Origin of the sequence: Jeotgalibaca sp. MA1X17-3 (genome assembly GCF_021513155.1) — a bacterium.
Taxonomy (GTDB): Bacteria; Bacillota; Bacilli; order Lactobacillales; family Aerococcaceae; genus Jeotgalibaca.
Genome location: NZ_CP090983.1, coordinates 1,584,419 through 1,603,582, shown reverse-complemented (window position 1 = coordinate 1,603,582; position 19,164 = coordinate 1,584,419). Strand labels below are relative to the sequence as shown.

Here is a 19,164-nt window from a genome sequence, read left to right as displayed (position 1 = left end):
ATAAAAGAAAAAAGTAAAGGAGGAGTTTTATTGAAAGGACAAATTAGAAAAGCTCTTAGCGGTTTTTATTATGTATATTCAAAAGGACAGACGTTTCAAACAAGAGGAAGAGGGAATTTTCGTGTACGTAACACAAATCCACTAGTAGGAGATTTTGTAGAATTTGAAAGTGACAATCTAAAAGAAGGAGTGCTACTTTCAGTTGAACCACGTAAAAACGAATTAGTTCGGCCGCCTATTGCCAATTTAGACAGTGCCGTGATTGTAATGTCTGCTGTTGAGCCAACTTTTTCTACCTATTTATTAGATCGTTTTTTGGTTTATTTAGAGGCACATCATATAACTCCCATTATTTATATAACCAAGACAGACTTACTAGACGAAGGTCTGTTAAATGAAATGTCTGAATATAAAAAAGATTATGAATTGCTTGGCTATCAAGTGATCTTATCTAAGTTTCATGAGCAATCATCTTTAGAACGTTTACTTCAATATATAGGAGAACGCTCTACGGTGTTCATTGGGCAATCGGGAGTAGGGAAATCAACTTTACTCAATTTACTTGTCCCAGGTTTAGAAATCGAAACAGGAGCCATCTCAACAGCTTTAGGACGAGGGAAACATACTACAAGACACGTGGAACTTATTCCAGTAGAGGGCGCATTAATTGCTGATACACCTGGATTTAGTAGTGTAGAACTAAAAGCAATTGAAGAGTCTCAATTACCCCTTCTTTTTCCAGATTTTGTAGCTCATCGTGATGACTGTCGTTTTGCAGGATGTATGCATTTGAATGAACCTAATTGTCGCATAAAAGAATTGGTTTTATCTGGAGAAATCAAGCAATATCGATACGATCATTATTTACAATTTTTAGAAGAAATACAAAAGAGAAAACCGATGTATCAAAAAAATAAAAAGTGAGCGTGAAATGATGATAAAAATAGCCCCGTCAATTTTAAGTGCAGATTTTGCAAATTTAGAACGTGATATTAAAATGGTTGAAAAAGCAGGTGCTTCTTATATTCATGTAGATGCAATGGATGGTCAGTTTGTAGATAATTTGACATTAGGACCTAATATCGTTCAAGCAATTCGTCCTCATACAAAATTACCTTTGGATTGTCATTTAATGATTTCGAATCCAGAAAAATTTATACCTGCTTTTGCAAAAGCGGGTGCTGACATTATTTCGATTCATGTTGAAGCAACCCACCATATTCATGGTGCATTACAAATGATCAAAAATGAAAAGGTTTCTGCAGGTGTTGTCATTAATCCGGGAACATCAGTCGAAACGATTGTTCCTGTTTTAGGTGATGTTGATTTAGTTTTGGTGATGACTGTGAATCCTGGATTTGGTGGTCAAAGTTTCATTGAAAGTGCAGTAGATAAAATTAAAACACTAGCACATATTCGAAAAGAAAAAGGATATCATTTTGAGATTGAGGTAGATGGTGGAATTACAGATGAAACCATTGGGATGTGTAAAGAAGCAGGAGCAGATGTTTTTGTTGCTGGATCGTATATATTTGGTTCTAGTGACGAAGGAAAAGCGATAGAAAAGTTAAAAGAAGCAGCTAAGAATGTTTAAAGAAGTTTTAATTGTAGCAGGCGGTGGAAAAGAAAATCTCAAAGATTTAATTGGAAAAAGAAGTCTGACCAATTCATAATTGGAGTAGATGGAGGAGCTATGGCGTTATTAAAGATGGGAGTGCCCATTGATCTATCCATTGGCGATTTTGATTCTATCTCCCCAAGTGAACTAGGTGTACTCAAGAAAAAATCAAAAGAAGTGATAGAGCTTCCAGCTGAAAAAGAGAAGACGGATACAGAAGCGGCTTTAGACTATGTGCGAAAAAACGTAGAGGTAGAAAAAATTAAAATGTTTGGACTGCTTGGAGGACGAGTTGATCACATGATTAGTAATTTATGGATTGCGTATCATCCTGAATATCAAGATTTACTAAAAAAAATATCTATTGTTGATCAACAAAATACACTTCAATTTTATTTGCCAGGAACGTACTGTTTAAAAAAAGAAGCCAATAAAACATATCTTTCTTTTATTGGACTATCGCCTCTGAAAAGTGTCAGATTGAAGAATGTTAAGTATCCATTAGATGGAAAAGATTATTTGTACCCAATTGGGTTAATTAGTAATGAATTTTTAGACGAGATCATGGAATTTTCTTTTGAAGAGGGTTTGATGGCAGTAATACAGAGTCGAGATAAAACAAAAAATTGATATACAAAAAGGCTGCCGGATACATGTAGATGCATCCGGCAGCCTTTTTTAAATTATACTCGTGCTACTTTTCCAGATTTCAAAGCTCGTGCTGATACCCAAACTCTTTTAGGTTTTCCATCAACCATAATACGAACCTTTTGTAAGTTAGGTTTGAAAGTGCGTTTTGTATAGTTCAGAGCGTGAGAACGGTTATTACCAGAGCGGCTTTTACGTCCTGTCACATAACATACTTTTGACATGTCTTTACCTCCTTTAATTCTTTCAGAAGTGCTAATTTTGGGGCAATCTTCATCTAATCTCATACACTTGAATAATTTATCATAATTCCGAGGTTATTGCAACTCTTTTAAAGCAAAAATACTTGACAGTAAAATTAAATATTCGATTCAAAACTATTTTTATGATTATACCAATCATTATAAAAGAAGTTTTATTGCTCAAAATAATGAAAGTTACATAAAAATGATGTAAATAACCATCATTTTTCTAATAATGATGAAAAAAAGATGAAATCTCATCTGTTTCCCGTTCCCTTATACCCTCTTTCTTTGTTATAATAATATTTGTAGAAGTTATTTTTTTACTGGGAATTATGCTATCATAGTTTGTGATTAGAATTTGTTCCATTTATACTAAGGAGGCTATTGAACATGGCAGTAAAAATCCAAACAGAATACGGTGAGATTAGCTTAACCAATGAAGTGATTGCAACTGTTGTTGGAGGAGCAGCTACTGATAATTATGGTGTTGTAGGAATGGCTAGTAAAAGCCAAATCCGAGACAACATTAGCGAGATTTTAAAAAGAGAAAATTTTTCAAAAGGTGTAATTGTTCGACAAGAAGGAGAAAGTGTAGCAGTTGATGTGTACATTATCGTCCTTTACGGAACAAAAATTTCTGAAATATGTCGAAATGTTCAAATTCAGGTGAAATATAATTTAGAAACAATGCTCGGGTTTGCAGCGGGAACAGTAAATGTTTTTGTACAAGGTGTTCGAGTACTAAATGATTAATCTAGAAAGATCACCATTCCACATGGTGAAGGAGGATATTTAAGGTGAAAAAAACGGAACTGACTGCAAGTGATTTTAAAGCGATGGTGGAGGTCGCACAAGAGCGTTTGAGTGAAAATGCAGAATATGTGAACTCTCTAAATGTGTTTCCAGTACCAGATGGTGATACAGGAACAAATATGAACTTATCTTTTTCTTCAGGAACAGAACGTGTATCTCTAGCGGATACTACAAATATCGATCAATTAGGTAAAGAATTAGCAAAAGGATTACTGATGGGAGCTCGTGGAAATTCGGGTGTTATTCTATCTCAACTTTTCAGAGGGTTCTCGAAAGCAATGGATGGGAAAGTGGCTCTAGATGCAAAGACATTTGCAGAAGCTTTTTCAAATGGAGTGGAGACTGCCTATAAAGCAGTAATGAAGCCTGTCGAAGGTACTATTTTGACAGTTGCAAGAGAATCAGCAAAAGCAGCATCAGAAAAAGCATTAGAAACGGATAATATTATTGAAATTATGGAGACCGTTGTATCGTCTGCAAAGATTAGTTTAGATAATACACCAAATCTTTTAGCTGTTCTAAAAGAAGTAGGGGTAGTAGATAGTGGTGGACAAGGTCTTCTCTATATATACCAAGGATTTCTTGAGTCATTGACTGGAAAAAAGTTTCTATAAAAAATACGACAATCGAAAAAGCAGATGTTACAGAAATTGCTCATCAAGAAAATTTTGGAAACATTGCACATTCCATTACTAGCCAAGATATTGAGTTTGGGTATTGTACAGAAATCATGGTACGAATTGGTGAAGGTAAAACGGTAACGGATGAATTTGATTATGATACGTTTCGTAACTACCTCAATGAAATTGGAGATTCACTGTTAGTTGTAGCAGATGACGAGATCGTAAAAGTTCACGTTCATACAGAAGAACCAGGAGTTGTCATGAATTATGGACAAAAATTTGGTTCTCTCGTGAAAGTAAAAGTGGATAACATGCGTATGCAACACGATGAGGTCCTCGGTAAAGGTAGTGGAACTTCTACACCTAAAAAAGAGGAAACAAAACCTTATGGTGTCATTGCGGTTGCAGCGGGAGAAGGAGTACATAATCTCTTTAGAAGTCTAGGAGTTTCTTCTATTATTAGTGGTGGACAAACGATGAATCCTAGTACAGAAGATATCCTTAAAGCAATTGAAGCATCAAATTCAGATAAAACCATTATTCTTCCGAATAATAAAAATATATTTATGGCTGCTGAACAAGCTGCTCAAGTTTCTGAAAAAGATGTTGTAGTTGTACCTTCGAAAACAGTTTCTCAAGGACTGACAGCGATGCTTGCATTTGATGATCAATTTGATTTGATAACCAATAAAAATAATATGACTGATGAATTGGCGAATGTGAAGAGTGGTCAAGTAACAAACGCAGTTCGCGATACAGCAATTGATGGTATTTCTATCAAAAAAGATGATTACATGGGGATTGTGGATGATAAGATTGTAACCTCTCATTCTGATAGAGTAACTACTGTCTTAAATACACTTCGTGCAATGATTGATGAAGATAGTGAAATTATTACCCTTATTTTTGGAGAAGATACGAATCAGACTGAAAGTGAAAAAATTTCTGAAGTTCTATCTAAAGAATACAAAGATATTGAAGTAGATATACAAGCTGGAAATCAACCTGTATATAGCTATTTAATATCGGTAGAATAGGAATTGATGATGGGGCTGGGGCATTTGCCTTTCAGCTTCATTTTTATTATCAAGAGTAAATAATATTTTTAACTGTAAATAGGGATAGGAGATGGAATCAGTTGGGAAGTAATAAAAATGAAAAAAATAAAATCAATCTATGATTCCATTGACGTACTACCTGGAGTTGGTCCTAAACGATTAGAAGCATTGCATACTCTTGGAATTGATACAGTCTATGATTTACTTACGCATTTTCCTTTTCGATATGAAGATATTCAGGTTAAAAATTTAGAAGAAATCGATGATCAAGATAAAGTTACCTTAAAAGGAACCGTGGTAACTCCTGCAACCGTTCATCATTATGGCTTTAAGAAAAGTAGATTGTCTTTTAAAATGGCCATTGAAGATGCCATTGTTATGATTACTTTTTTTAATCAGCCGTATTTAAAAGATAAAATACAATTAGAAGAAGAAATCATGGTTTTTGGTAAATGGGATGCTTTACGTCAGAGTTTAGCAGGATTTAAGATATTAGGTTCTTCCAAGAATAATGGAGCAAACGATTTTGAGTCTGTTTATCATGTAAATAAACACATCAAACAAAAAACAGTCGTATCGATTATTAAATCTGCTTTAGAGGAATATTACTCGTTGATACCTGAAATTATTCCAGAGGAGTTATCTATTCGCTATCATTTACAAAGTCATAAAGATGCGATTCGAGCGATGCACTTTCCAAAATCAGAAACGGAATTTCAACAGGCGAGTCGACAAGTTATTTATCAAGAGTTTTTAGTTTATCAAATGAAGCTACAATTAGTTCGTGACTCTCGAAAGAATCAAGCAAAAGGAATTTCTATTCCCTACAATGTAGAACAGTTAAAAGAGTTTATTCAAAAACTTCCTTTTGAACTAACGGATGGACAAAAGCGAGTTGTAAATGAGATATGTCGTGATCTAAGGGAACCGTATGTAATGAATCGGCTCTTACAAGGTGATGTGGGGAGTGGAAAAACGATTGTTGCCGTTATTGCTTTTGTGGCGACGATATTGGAAGGCTATCAAGGTGCCTTTATGGTTCCAACAGAAATATTAGCCGAACAGCACTATGAGACCCTTCATCAATTATTTAAAGGAACTCCTTTTACAGTATCCCTTTTAACCGGTAGTACTAAACCTAAAGTAAGAAAAACGATTTTAGAAGAATTGGCTAGTGGGAAATTAGATCTAGTCATCGGAACGCACGCTTTAATTCAAGAAGATGTCTTATTTCATAATCTTGCGTTGGTAGTTACTGATGAACAACATCGATTTGGAGTAAATCAACGAAAAACGTTAAATGAAAAAGGGGAAAACCCTAATGTTTTATATATGACAGCAACCCCAATTCCACGAACCTTAGCTATTACAGTAATGGGAGAAATGGATGTTTCAATCCTGGACCAGTTACCTGCAGGGCGTATTCCGATTCGAACGATATGGAGTAAATCGAGTAAATTAGAAGGTTCACTAGACTTTATAAGTAAACAATTGGAAATGAATCGGCAAGCTTATATTATTACTCCATTAATTGAAAAATCTGAGGTGTTAGATTTAAAAAATGCTGAAGATGTCTATCAGAAAGTTATGGAGTACTATCAAGGGAAATGGCAAATAGGGTTATTACATGGAAGACAAAAAGCAGATGAAAAAGAAAAAATGATGAGAGCATTTAAAGATAATGAGTATCAAGTACTTGTTTCCACTACGGTTATTGAAGTGGGACTTAATGTTCCGAATGCCACTGTGATGGTGATCCAAGATGCAGAACGATTCGGCTTATCCCAACTTCATCAATTAAGAGGAAGAGTAGGAAGAGGAAGCTCAGAGTCTTTTTGTATTTTATTAGCAAATCCAAAGACAGATAATGGTAAGGAACGGATGAAAATCATGACAGAATCAACGGATGGCTTTTATTTAAGTCAAAAGGATTTAGAGTTGAGAGGTTCGGGAGACTTATTTGGGATTAAACAATCAGGGATGCCTGCATTTAAATATGGAGATATCATCCGAAATGCCAACATCCTAGAAGTAGCCCACACAGATGCTGTTATGATGGTGAGTGATGAGGGATTCCCATCTTCATCTATTTATCAGCCACTTCTTCATTTTTTAAAAGAAGAACGTGGACACTCAACTAGGTTACAATAAAACTCTTAAAAAGAGCATCTAGTGCAGATTTATTATATAATAGTACAACAAAATGAAATGAGGGTTTTATATGCGGATAGCAGTTGATGCTATGGGTGGAGACAATGCTCCACAAGCAATTGTAGAAGGAATATTATTAGCACAAAAAGAATTTTCAGATTTAGAATTTAATCTTTATGGAGATGAGAATCTAATCAACCCAATTTTAGGTGAAGGGTATAACAAAGAGAAAATCCATCTGGTTCATACAGACGAAAAAATTACCGGTACAGATGAACCCGTTCGAGCCATTCGCTCAAAACGGAATGCTTCTATGGTATTAGCAGCAAGAGCAGTTAAAAACGGTGAAGCAGATGCCTTGTTCTCTGCAGGGAATACCGGAGCATTGCTAACAGCAGGTCTTTTAATTATTGGACGAATTAAAGGGATTGACCGTCCTGGATTGATGCCCGTGCTACCTGTTATTGGAAGAGGCGATGAACAATTTATTTTAATGGATGTAGGAGCTAATTCGGATTCAAAACCAGAAAACTTACATCAGTTTGGTATATTGGGCTCTTATTATTCTGAATTTGTATTAGGTGTTAAATCCCCGAGAGTTGCATTGTTGAACAATGGATCAGAAGAAGGAAAAGGAAATGAATTAACAAAGAAAGCTTATTCGCTTCTAGCAGAAGATTCTTCTATAAATTTTGTTGGAAACACAGAAGCAAGAGAACTTCTAAGTGGTGATGCTGATGTAGTTATTACAGATGGTTTTACTGGTAATGCTGTTTTAAAAACAATAGAAGGAACCGCTCTAGGAATAATGAAAATGTTGAAGAGCAGTATTTTAAATGGTGGAATTCAAACAAAAGTTGGTGGAATGATGATTAAGGGCGCTTTAGGAGAAGTTAAAGATACTCTAGATTATTCCAAACATGGCGGGGCTGTTTTATTTGGATTAAGAGCACCGGTAGTAAAAACCCATGGTTCAGCTGACAAAACTGCTGTTTACTATACGATTAAGCAGATCAGAAAAATTATTTCTTCTCAGGTAATTAATGATCTCGTTACTCATTTTGAAAAAGAAGACGACAAAGCAGTCGTAGAAGAACCAAAAAAGTAATGGACAAAGCAATAAGAGAACGGTAGAATAATAGATGTAATTTCAAACAGTTGTCTGAATGAGATTGACTATTATATCAATTCACTGGAGGTGTATTTCTTTGGCTGAACAAGTAACTTTTGATAAAATTTCAAAAATGATTGTAGAGCGTTTTGGTGTTGATGAACAAAAAATAACTCGTGAATTGACTTTTCAAGAAGATTTAGGTGCAGATTCATTAGATGTCGTTGAATTAATAATGGAATTAGAAGATGTTTTTAATGTTCAAATTTCCGATGAAGATGCTGAAAAGATTCAAACAATTGGCGATGCTGTCGATTATATCGATTCAGATAAATAAAAAGAAGACAAAAAAATAGTATAGGAAGCAACATTGCCTTGAAATATATAGACAATGTTGCTTTTTATTAAACAAATATGAGCTTTGTGTAAGATTTTGTAGAATTAAATTAAAAAACGATGAATAATAGGTTGCCTTTCTAATCTTTAGTGAGTATAATTAGAAATGTTAACAATAGTACGACACTATGTTAATGATAAGAATTAAATGTTATTTAACCAAAATATGTTGAAAAAAAACTAATTATTGAGTTATTTCCGAATAATGCAATGAACAGAAGGAGGGTATCCCATGTCAACGGGGAAACCACTACTAGAAATTAACCATCTTCACACTGGTTTTCGTATTAAAGACCACTACTATGACGCGGTGGATGATGTTTCCTTAACATTAGAAAAAAATGAGATATTAGCAATTGTTGGAGAATCCGGTTGTGGGAAAAGTACTTTAGCAACTACGATTGTAGGATTACACAATAAAGCAAATACGAGAATTACTGGTGAAGTAGTTTATCAAGATTTAAACTTAATCGATTTGAATGAAACTTTATATAATCGAATTCGTGGAAATGATATTGGGATGATTTTCCAAGATCCACTATCTGCATTAAATCCACTTATGACTGTAGAAGCTCAAATAGAAGAAGCACTCATTTATCACACAAAAATGACCCGTGAAGAAAGAAGTGCACGTGTATTTGAACTATTGGATCAAGTGGGAATTCCTAAACCTGAACGAGTAGCGAAACAATACCCTCATGAGTTATCTGGTGGTATGAGACAAAGAATTGTTATTGCCATTGCATTATCTTGTAAGCCGCCAATTATTATAGCTGATGAACCAACAACGGCACTAGATGTTACGATACAAGCACAAATTCTTGATTTATTGAATGATTTGCAAGATGAAACAGAAGCAGGAATCATCTTAATAACACATGACTTGGGAGTTGTTGCTGAAACAGCAGATCGAGTTGCAGTAATGTACGCGGGTCAAATTGTTGAGATGGCTTCTGCTGAGGAATTGTTTACTAACCCTAAACATCCTTACACAAGATCTTTACTTCATTCTATTCCTCAATCAGAGGATTTAGATGGTGATTTTGAAGAATTACATGTAATTAAAGGAACCGTTCCTTCATTAAAGAATTTACCTAGAGTAGGATGTCGTTTTGCTGCACGAATTCCTTGGACAGCAGCAGAAGCTCATGAAGAAAATCCAACTTTACACGAAGTGTCACCCGATCATTTTGTAAGGTGTACTTGCTACAAACACTTCCACTTTGAAGGGGAGGACGAATAAATGAGTTTTATGCAAATTAAAGATTTAAAAATACACTATCCAATCAGAAGTGGTTTCTGGAACCGGGTAACGGACCATGTTTATGCGGTTGATGGGGTAAATTTAGAGATTGAAGAAGGAAAAACGTACGGTCTTGTAGGAGAGTCTGGATCAGGAAAATCAACAGTTGGTAAAGCAGTTGTTGGCCTAGAAAGAATTACTTCAGGGAAAGTTTTTTATGAAGGAGAAGACGTTACAAATAAAGCACGTAAACGTACTTCAAATTATAACCGAAACGTACAAATGATTTTCCAAGATTCCATGTCTAGCTTAAACCCACGTAAACGAGTGATTGATATTATATCAGAGCCTTTGGATAACTTTGAGAGATTTTCTCCTGATGAAACAAAGCGTCGTGTAATGGAATTATTAGATATTGTTGGGATGCCAGAAGATGCACTTTATAAATATGCGCATGAATTCTCAGGAGGTCAAAGACAACGGATTGGTGTTGCTCGTGCTGTAGCAACGAATCCCAAGTTAATTATTGCCGACGAACCTGTCTCAGCATTGGATTTATCTGTTCAAGCACAAGTACTGAACTTTATGAAACGAATTCAAGAAGAGTATAATGTTTCCTATCTATTTATCTCACATGATTTAGGTGTGGTTAAACATATGTGTGATGATTTGGCAATTATGTATCGCGGCCGGTTTGTAGAATATGGTAATAAAAAAGATATTTATAACGATCCGCAACACATCTATACGAAACGTTTGCTTTCTGCTATTCCTACGATTGATCCAATCAATAGAAAAGCTCATAAGCTAGAACGTATCGCTGTAGAAGAAGAATATCAATTGAATCAAGAGAAATATTACGATAAAAATGGTCGGGTTCATGATTTAACCCCTTTGTCTAATACACATTTAGTAGCATCGAGACCAGATCTATTAAAAGGGGGTAATTAAAAATGTGGAAAACAATTCTTAGACGAGTTTTACTAATGATTCCTCAAATAATCATTCTTAGTCTTTTCGTATTCTTGATGGCAAAGGCGATGCCTGGAGATCCATTTACAGGTCTCATAACACCAGATACAGATCCTGCTGTTATAGAAGCGTTAAAAGAAGCTGCTGGATTAAATAATCCATGGTACGTTCAATATTGGGATTGGGTAACCAATGCCTTACAAGGTGATTTTGGGAAGAGTTATACATACAAAATCCAAGTTTCTGAGATCATTGGTCAACGAGTTGGTAATACAATCTGGTTGTCCATTGTATCGCTTATCTTTACTTATCTAATTGCAATCCCACTTGGTATGTATGCAGGACGTTACAATGGTTCATGGGGAGATAAAGCAATCAGTTTCTATAATTACTTTAGTTTCGCTATTCCAACTTTCGTTTTTGCATTACTATTGATTTGGATTTTTGGTTTTACATTAGATTGGTTCCCAACAAGAGGAACCGTTCAAAGTGGACTTGAATCAGGTACTTTTGCCTATGTTTGGGATCGATTCTACCACTTGATTTTACCAGCTCTTTCTTATGCCTTGTTAGCGACTACTAGTACGATTCAATATTTACGAACTGGAGTTATCGATGCAAAACAAGAAGATTATGTTAAAACGGCACGATCAAAAGGAGTTCCTGAAAAACGAGTATACTCCAAACATATTTTCCGTAATTCCATTTTACCTATTGCTTCCTTTGTAGGATATGACATTACCGGACTTATCGGTGGATCAATCTTTATTGAACGGATATTCTCTTTCCCAGGTATGGGAAGACTGTTTATTGATTCACTAGGAGCCCGTGACTATAGTGTTATTACTGCATTAATCTTACTCTTCGGACTGACCGCACTTTTCGGTACATTGCTTTCTGATATTATCATGAGCATTGTCGATCCGCGAATCCGTATTGAGTAAACGAGAAAAAGGAGGTAAACTAAAATGAATTCTGAAGAAGAAAAAAAGCTGGAAAATTGGAAGAAGTGGCATCTGATATTGAAAAGATGGACCATACTGACTCAAGTCTGGATATACTATCAGAAACAGATGATGAAGCAGCGGCTGTTGTTGGCTTCCAAGTAATTGCTAGAGAGTTTAAAAAAGATAAATTAGCTATGTTTTCCTTGACGTTATTGATTACTATGCTTGTAGTAATTTTTGTTGGTTCCTATTTATTTTTTGATCAAGCAGAAGTTATGAGAGTTCATATCTTCAATCGTTATGAAGCACCTGGAGTAGAATATTTCCTTGGTGCTGATGAGGGTGGACGTGATGTTCTGGGTCAATTGTTTATTGGAGGACGCAACTCCATTATTATTGGATTCAGCGTTACGATTCTTACCGGTATCATTGGTATTGGTTTAGGGATCATTTCTGGATATTATGGTGGAATCATTGATAACATCATTATGAGAATTGTTGACTTCATCATGGTCCTACCAATTAATATGATAATAATTGTTTTTGTATCAATTGTTTCGACATATAATCGTTTCACTTTTGTACTCATTATGAGTGCCTTTAGTTGGGTAGGGAAAGCCCGGATTTTCCGGAGTCGTTCCTTATCTGAAAGTGCTAGGGATTATGTCAATGCGTCTAAGACGTTAGGAACAAGTGATTTTAAAATTATGTTTCGCGAAGTGATGCCAAACTTAAGTTCGTTGATTATTGTTAACTCAACTTTGAACTTTGCTGGAAATATTGGAATAGAAACTGGATTAAGTTTCTTAGGATTCGGTCTACCTCCATCCACACCAAGTTTAGGTACTCTCATTGGGTATGCGACATCCCCAGATGTCATAGAAAATAAAACATGGGTTTGGCTGCCAGCATCACTATTGATTTTGGTATTGATGTTGAGCATAAACTATGTCGGCCAAGCGTTGCAGCGTGCGGCAGACTCAAAACAAAGATTAGGGTAAAAGAAAAGGGAGGAAGAAATATGTTAAAGAAAAAATTAGGTTTGGTTTCTTTTGCAGCTCTTACATTAACACTAGCTGCATGTCAGAATGACAACGATGCAACAACAGAGAGTGGAGGAACGGATACAGGTGTATCTGAATCTACTTCAGGAGATAATGGATCAGAAGCAGGAATCCCAACATTTGATACAGTTATGGGTAATGATGAAGATTCTATTGAAGGTGGCGTCTTAAATTATGCTCTTGTAGCAAGTTCACCATTCCAAGGGGTTTTTAGTCCTGAGTTTTATGAAGATGCTTATGACTCTGAATTGATGGGCTTTACACACGAAGCAATGTTCTCCGTTGATGAAAACTTCATGCTTTCTCAAGATGGAATGGCTACTTTTGAATTTGATCAAGAAGCTGCAACCATCAATATTACATTAAAAGATGATTTAAAATGGTCTGACGGCGAGCCTATCACAACCGAAGACGTATTATTCTCTTATGAAGTAATTGGTTCTGCAGATTATACTGGAGTTCGTTACGGTGCAGACTTTACAAATATTGTTGGTATGGAAGATTATCATACTGGAAATTCTGATACAATTTCTGGAATTAAAGTAATCGATGACCAAAACATTAGTATTGAATATATGGAAGTAAATCCTTCTATTCTACAATCTGGTGGAGGAATTTGGAGTTATCCAATGCCGAAACACCAATTGGAAAATGTTGCTATTGCTGATATGGCTGCTTCTGATGAAGTACGTAAAAATCCAGTTGGCGCAGGACCTTTCCGTGTTAAATCAATTACACCAGGTGAGTCTGTTGAATATGAAGCAAATGAGTATTACTGGAAAGGCGCTCCTAAACTAGATGGCGTAGTAGCTGACGTAGTATCACCAGAAACAGTGGTTTCTGAAGTAGAGAACGGTCGTTATGATGTTGCTTCCATGCCTACAGATTTGTATGATACATACAAAGATTTAGACAACCTAACTCTTCTTGGTCGTGAACAATTAGCATATACGTACCTTGGATTTAAACTTGGTAACTGGGAACCTGCTGTAAAAGATGATGCTGGGAATATAGTTACACCTGCACGTAACGTTTTAAACCCTGATGCAAAAATGGCTGACGTAAATCTACGTAAAGCTATGGCTTACGCAATCGATAATAATGAAATTGCTGTTGAGTTCTATCAAGGGCTACGTGAAAATGCAAAAGCGATGATTCCACCAGTATTTGCTGACTTTGTTAATGAAGATATCGAAGGTTTCTACCTTGATTTAGAAAAAGCAGAGCAAATCTTGGATGACGCTGGTTATGAAGACGTTGATGGTGATGGATTCCGTGAAGATACAGAAGGAAATCCACTTGAAATCAAATTTGCTTCTATGTCAGGTGGAGCGACTGCTGAACCAATCGCTCAATACTACATGCAGCAATGGAACGAAATTGGTCTAAACGTAACCTTATCTACTGGTCGTTTAATCGAATTCCAATCATTCTATGACATGCTTGAAGCTGATAATGAGGAAATTGATATCTATCAAGGAGCTTGGGGAACTGGTAGTGATCCAAACCCAACAGGTCTTTACGGTGAAACAGCGGCTTACAACTATCTTCGTTATGTAAATGATGAGAATACAGAACTATTGGATAAAATTAACTCTGCAGAATCATTTGACCCAGAGTTCAAGTTCCAAGCATTTAGAGATTGGCAAGAGCACATGTTTGAGAATGTTCCTGTAATTCCAACTCTATGGCGTAGTGAAGTATTCGCAGTTAATAACCGCGTGAAAAATTATGACATTACTTACGGAACTACTGATGGATGGGAAGCTGTAGAATTAACTTCAGACTCACCATACTAAGTATTTCTACTAACCTAAACGTTTAATTAAACGTTAGTAAATAGAATGATAAAAGGAAGTAAAGTTGAAAAACTTTGCTTCCTTTTTTTCAATTTGGAATGGGATGCAAGAATGATGTTTTTAGCGTATAATAAGGAAGTATCTACTTAGAGAACCTAAGATATCTATAGGAAGGAGGAACGAATATGAAAGAATTAGAAAAGATGGTAAAAGAAAAATATGGGATTACCTTCCAGAATAAAGAATTACTATGGGAAGCATTTACCCATTCATCTTATGTGAATGAGCATCGTCAAAAAAATTGGAAGAACAATGAAAGATTGGAATTTTTAGGGGATGCTGTTTTAGAAATTGTTGTTTCAGATTATTTGTTTCACTATTATCACGAATGGCAAGAAGGACGTTTAACTCGTTTGAGAGCACAAATCGTTTGTGAACCTAGTCTGGCAGAATTTGCTAAGAAGTGTGAGTTTGACCAATATATTCGTCTTGGAAAAGGTGAAGAAAATATGAACGGTCGAAATCGTCCTGCTTTACTCTGTGATCTTTTTGAAGCATTTATAGGAGCAGTGTACTTGGATCAAGGGATTGAAGAGGCAAGACGGTTTATAATGAAAATTGTCATGCCGAAGATTAAAGAGGATGCTTTTTCACATGCGATGGATTATAAGACATTACTGCAAGAGGAACTTCAAAAGAATGGTGATATTGCTATTCGTTACATTACTTTGACAGAAGAGGGGCCTTCACATGCAAAACACTTTGAAGTGGAAGTACGAGCCGATAATCAAGTAATGGGAACTGGTGTAGGTAGTAGTAAGAAAGCAGCGGAACAAAGCGCTGCAAAAATGGCTTTACAAAAAAGAGTTAAATAATTATAAAGTTCGTTAAGGAAGGATGTTTTATTTGCATCTCGAGAAAATTGAAATGACAGGATTTAAATCATTTGCAGATAAAACTGTAATTGAGTTTGACCAAGGTGTTACTGCGGTAGTGGGCCCAAATGGTAGTGGAAAAAGCAATTTATCTGAAGCAGTTCGTTGGGTCTTGGGAGAACAATCTGCAAAAAACCTTCGTGGTAAGAAAATGGATGATATTGTGTTTGCTGGTTCAGAATCACGGAAACCAGTTAATATTGCGGAAGTAACATTACTGTTCAATAATGAAGATCAAACGTTACCGATCGATTTTTCACAAGTGAGTATTACTCGCCGAATGAATCGAAATGGAGAAAGTAATTGTTTTATCAATAAAAAACCATGTCGTTTAAAAGATATTACGGATTTGTTAATGGATTCAGGAATAGGTAAAGATTCTTTTTCTATGATTTCTCAAGGGAAAGTAGAACAAATCTTCCAGAATAAGCCTGAAGAAAGAAGAAGTATTTTTGAGGATGCTGCTGGAATTGCGAAATACAAGAGTAGAAAAATTAGTGCGGAGCGTAAACTCGAACGTACAGAAGAACATCTAAATCGAGTAGAAGATATTTTGCATGAAATTACTAGTCAGCTAACGCCTTTAGAAGTACAGCGTAATACGGCACTTCAGTATCAAAATAAGAAAAAAGAGTTAAGCGATATTGAAATTGCACTCATTGCAGTGGAGATTGAAACTGTAAGTGAACAATGGCAATTAAGTAAAAAAGAATTGATTCAATATCAAGAACGTACAAAAAAATTAGAAACAGATCAAAGTGAAGCACAAAATTATTTAAGTATCTTAAAACATAAAGAAGCAAAGATAAATGATGATATCGATCTATTACAGGAAGAACATGTTCAAGTAATACAGAAATTGGAACAATTGGAAGGTCAAAAGAATATTTTAGAACAAAAAGCTGACTTTTCGACTAAAAGTAAAAAGCAACAAAAGGAAATTATCCAAGATAAAGTAAAATTAATCGAAGAACAAGAATTAAATGCAACAACATTATCAAGTAAAAGTAAAGAATTCACTTTGAAAAAGTAGAATTACAAAATCAAATAAAAGATTTTGAAAAACAAGAAAAACAGCTATCAGAAGATAAGAATAAATGGATTCAACAATTACGAGAAGTTTACATAGAAAAACTTCAACTTCAATCTACAAATAAAAATACTCTTTTACATTTGAATAAAGAACGAGAACGGATTGATGAAAGAACGAATTTGATCAAAACAAGAGCTCTCTCATTAAAAGAAAAAACAGTAGAATGCACTTTGGAGATTGAAACAAAAACAACTCAAATAGAAGAATATGAAAAGAATATCAAAGAGTTGGAAATAAAGACCAAAAATAATAAAGAGCAACTAGAGGACCTACAAAAGCAACAAAACCTTTTGGAACAAAAAATACGAACCATAACAAGAGATTTGCAACAAGCAGAGGCTCGTAAAGAAAGCCAGCAAGAATTGGAAGATCGTTATGCGAACTACTATCAAGGTGTTAAAGAAATTCTTAAAAGAAGAGAAACGATAAAAGGTGTTCGTGGACCAATTGGAGAATTACTTCAAGTGTCAGAGGAACTTTCAGTAGCGATGGATACTGCGTTAGGTAGCGCGATTCAACATATTGTCGTATCGGATCCGTCTTCCGCATCAAACTGTATTTCAATACTGAAGAACCATCGTTTAGGAAGAGCTACCTTTCTCCCTTTATCAGTTATTAAAGGGAAGTCCATGCCTGCTTCTATTTTAAAAGATTTAGAAATGGTATCCGGTTTTATTGGAATGGCTAATACCCTTGTAACATATGAGGAACCTTATGAAAAGATTGCTTCTCATTTATTAGGAACAACTATCATTTCTCGTGATTTACAAAGTGGTATTTCAATCAGTAAAATGGTTCAAAATCGTTATCGGATCGTATCTCTAGAAGGAGATGTGATTCACGCGGGTGGATCGATGACTGGAGGAGCTACGAAAAAACAACAAAATAGTTCTGTATTCAGTAGGAAAAACACAATACAAAAATTAGCAAATGAGATTGACAAACAAAGCAAAGTTTATAAGGAACTTAAAAGTGAATTTGATTCCAAAGAACGTGTGATCCATCAATTTGAAAACCAAATTGATCAAGGGCAGACCAAGTGGAAGGAATACCTTTTTCAACTTGAAAAAATGAACGATTCAAAAGATAGAGAACTAGAAAAACTGAATCTGTTAAAAGAAGAAAAAGTTTCTTCTGAATATGAAGAAAAAATACTGATTAAAAATTTATCTGAAGTAGAGAAACAAATTGCAGCAGAAAAAGAGTTAAAAAACACTATTTCCAATGAAATTATAAAAATAAAAACGGATATGGAAACCTCTACAATGAGCGAAGAAGAACGTATCAATCGCTTATATACCATACAAAAAGAACTTCAGAATGCGCAACAAAAGCTTGCGGTTTTACTTGAGCGAGAAAAACAAATACGTATAGACATTCAAAACTCTAAAAATATAATTGAAACAGAGCAACGAGCTGTTGATAGCATTCAAAATGAGTTAGAAGAAAATAAGAAGGAAGAATCCTCTCAAATCCAGACAAGGAATGAAATCACTCAATCATTCAATATTCAAAATCAGAAAAAAAGAGAAATCAATCAGTCGTTAAAAACGATGCGAAATGATAAAAAAGAGCTAGAACGATCCGTTGAGTCTAATAGAAAGCAACTGCAAGAACTCACATATTCATTAAAAAACACTTGGACGGAGATAGCTAAGCTAGAAAGTAGATCCGGGCGTTATGAAGTAGCTATTGATCATCATTTAAATCGTTTGAGTGAAGAGTATGGATTAAGTTTTGAATTAGCGCGAAAGGAATACCGTTTGTCCTTAACGACAGAAGAAGCATCAGCTACTGTTCATCGTTTAAAAGATGAAATACAACATTTAGGGATTGTTAATTTAGCATCCATTGAAGAATTCGAACGAATTTCGAAAAGGTACGAATTTCTTACGGAACAACAAAATGATTTAATAACGGCAAAGGAAATTCTTTTAAATACCATGAATGAAATGGATCAAGAAGTTTCCACTCGCTTTGAAAAAAAGTTTTATGAAATAAAAAATCAATTTGAAATTACTTTTCCAAAACTATTTGGAGGAGGAAAAGCAACGATTCAGCTAACAGATCCTACAAATATACTGGAAACAGGTATTGAAATTACAGCACAACCACCTGGAAAAAGACTACAACAATTAAGTTTACTTTCTGGTGGAGAGAAGGCTTTTACAGCTATTGCGCTCCTATTTTCTATAATTGAAGTATCGTCTGTACCTTTTTGTATTTTAGATGAAGTAGAAGCAGCGCTTGATGAAGCAAATGTAACTCGCTTTGGTAAATATGTATCCTCATTTGAAGGGAAAACTCAATTTATTATTATTACCCATCGGAAAGGAACCATGCAAGAAGCAGATGTTTTATACGGAGTTACCATGCAAGATTCTGGAGTATCAAGATTAGCATCTGTGCGATTTGATGACAAAGAAAATGTATAATGGAATCCAAGTA

At 35.1% G+C, this 19,164-nt stretch carries 15 protein-coding genes and 2 pseudogenes; 16 read left to right on the top strand and 1 reads right to left on the bottom strand.

All coding sequences use genetic code 11. The features are described from left to right. The first annotated feature begins 30 nt into the window (after positions 1–30). The 3 genes and pseudogenes from rsgA to LZ578_RS07935 all read left to right on the top strand — a co-directional run. Positions 31–924 (top strand): ribosome small subunit-dependent GTPase A, encoded by an 894-nt coding sequence (gene rsgA / locus LZ578_RS07945; RefSeq protein WP_235144647.1) that lies wholly within the window; start codon positions 31–33, stop codon positions 922–924. A gap of 13 nt (positions 925–937) precedes the next feature. Further along, a complete protein-coding gene (rpe, locus tag LZ578_RS07940) occupies positions 938–1,594 on the top strand; it encodes a ribulose-phosphate 3-epimerase (protein WP_235146429.1) in 657 nt (218 codons plus the stop codon). A 48-nt stretch (positions 1,595–1,642) separates the two neighbouring features. Further along, positions 1,643–2,248, top strand: a pseudogene (locus tag LZ578_RS07935) (thiamine diphosphokinase); the annotation flags it as partial. A gap of 53 nt (positions 2,249–2,301) precedes the next feature. Here the strand turns inward: LZ578_RS07935 and rpmB are convergent. Continuing rightward, a complete protein-coding gene (gene rpmB, locus LZ578_RS07930; RefSeq protein WP_235144646.1) occupies positions 2,302–2,490 on the bottom strand; it encodes a 50S ribosomal protein L28 in 189 nt (62 codons plus the stop codon). A gap of 411 nt (positions 2,491–2,901) precedes the next feature. Here rpmB and LZ578_RS07925 point away from each other — a divergent pair, with 411 nt between their 5' ends. From LZ578_RS07925 to smc, 13 genes and pseudogenes are all read left to right on the top strand, one after another. Beyond that, positions 2,902–3,264, top strand: a complete 363-nt coding sequence (locus LZ578_RS07925; protein WP_235144645.1) for an Asp23/Gls24 family envelope stress response protein — start codon at positions 2,902–2,904, stop codon at positions 3,262–3,264. A 44-nt stretch (positions 3,265–3,308) separates the two neighbouring features. Beyond that, positions 3,309–4,984: pseudogene (locus LZ578_RS07920) on the top strand (DAK2 domain-containing protein). Between the two features lie 126 nt (positions 4,985–5,110). Next, the gene (gene recG / locus LZ578_RS07915) at positions 5,111–7,156 is read left to right on the top strand and encodes an ATP-dependent DNA helicase RecG (protein WP_396326745.1); all 2,046 of its coding nucleotides are present in this window, start codon (positions 5,111–5,113) and stop codon (positions 7,154–7,156) included. Between the two features lie 70 nt (positions 7,157–7,226). Further along, complete coding sequence (plsX, locus tag LZ578_RS07910; RefSeq protein WP_235144643.1) at positions 7,227–8,264, top strand: phosphate acyltransferase PlsX; 1,038 nt, start codon at positions 7,227–7,229, stop codon at positions 8,262–8,264. Between the two features lie 100 nt (positions 8,265–8,364). Beyond that, a complete protein-coding gene (acpP, locus tag LZ578_RS07905) occupies positions 8,365–8,604 on the top strand; it encodes an acyl carrier protein (protein WP_255763831.1) in 240 nt (79 codons plus the stop codon). 291 nt (positions 8,605–8,895) lie between these two features. After that, positions 8,896–9,906, top strand: coding sequence for an ABC transporter ATP-binding protein (locus LZ578_RS07900; protein ID WP_235144642.1), 1,011 nt, complete (start codon positions 8,896–8,898; stop codon positions 9,904–9,906). Next, entirely contained in the window at positions 9,907–10,857 is a 951-nt protein-coding gene (locus tag LZ578_RS07895; RefSeq protein ID WP_235144641.1) for an ATP-binding cassette domain-containing protein, read from the top strand. 2 nt (positions 10,858–10,859) lie between these two features. Beyond that, the gene (opp4B, locus tag LZ578_RS07890) at positions 10,860–11,822 is read left to right on the top strand and encodes an oligopeptide ABC transporter permease (RefSeq protein ID WP_235144640.1); all 963 of its coding nucleotides are present in this window, start codon (positions 10,860–10,862) and stop codon (positions 11,820–11,822) included. Positions 11,823–11,908: 86 nt separating this feature from the next. Next, positions 11,909–12,826, top strand: a complete 918-nt coding sequence (locus LZ578_RS07885) for an ABC transporter permease (RefSeq protein WP_396326743.1) — start codon at positions 11,909–11,911, stop codon at positions 12,824–12,826. Positions 12,827–12,846: 20 nt separating this feature from the next. Continuing rightward, complete coding sequence (locus tag LZ578_RS07880; protein WP_235144638.1) at positions 12,847–14,688, top strand: oligopeptide ABC transporter substrate-binding protein; 1,842 nt, start codon at positions 12,847–12,849, stop codon at positions 14,686–14,688. A gap of 185 nt (positions 14,689–14,873) precedes the next feature. Further along, entirely contained in the window at positions 14,874–15,563 is a 690-nt protein-coding gene (rnc, locus tag LZ578_RS07875) for a ribonuclease III (RefSeq protein ID WP_235144637.1), read from the top strand. A gap of 31 nt (positions 15,564–15,594) precedes the next feature. Beyond that, positions 15,595–16,656 (top strand): chromosome segregation SMC family protein, encoded by a 1,062-nt coding sequence (locus LZ578_RS07870; RefSeq protein WP_235144636.1) that lies wholly within the window; start codon positions 15,595–15,597, stop codon positions 16,654–16,656. Then, complete coding sequence (gene smc / locus LZ578_RS07865; RefSeq protein ID WP_311198616.1) at positions 16,638–19,151, top strand: chromosome segregation protein SMC; 2,514 nt, start codon at positions 16,638–16,640, stop codon at positions 19,149–19,151. Before LZ578_RS07870 ends, smc begins: the two co-directional genes overlap by 19 nt. Positions 19,152–19,164: the final 13 nt, after the last annotated feature.

Excerpts from the sequence above, each read along its gene's own strand:
- rpmB (WP_235144646.1), bottom strand. The coding sequence starts at position 2,490 with ATGTCAAAAGTATGTTATGTGACAGGACGTAAAAGCCGCTCTGGTAAT.
- LZ578_RS07925 (WP_235144645.1), top strand. The coding sequence starts at position 2,902 with ATGGCAGTAAAAATCCAAACAGAATACGGTGAGATTAGCTTAACCAAT.
- plsX (WP_235144643.1), top strand. The coding sequence starts at position 7,227 with ATGCGGATAGCAGTTGATGCTATGGGTGGAGACAATGCTCCACAAGCA.
- LZ578_RS07900 (WP_235144642.1), top strand. The coding sequence starts at position 8,896 with ATGTCAACGGGGAAACCACTACTAGAAATTAACCATCTTCACACTGGT.
- LZ578_RS07895 (WP_235144641.1), top strand. The coding sequence starts at position 9,907 with ATGAGTTTTATGCAAATTAAAGATTTAAAAATACACTATCCAATCAGA.
- opp4B (WP_235144640.1), top strand. The coding sequence starts at position 10,860 with ATGTGGAAAACAATTCTTAGACGAGTTTTACTAATGATTCCTCAAATA.
- LZ578_RS07885 (WP_396326743.1), top strand. The coding sequence starts at position 11,909 with ATGGACCATACTGACTCAAGTCTGGATATACTATCAGAAACAGATGAT.
- LZ578_RS07880 (WP_235144638.1), top strand. The coding sequence starts at position 12,847 with ATGTTAAAGAAAAAATTAGGTTTGGTTTCTTTTGCAGCTCTTACATTA.
- rnc (WP_235144637.1), top strand. The coding sequence starts at position 14,874 with ATGAAAGAATTAGAAAAGATGGTAAAAGAAAAATATGGGATTACCTTC.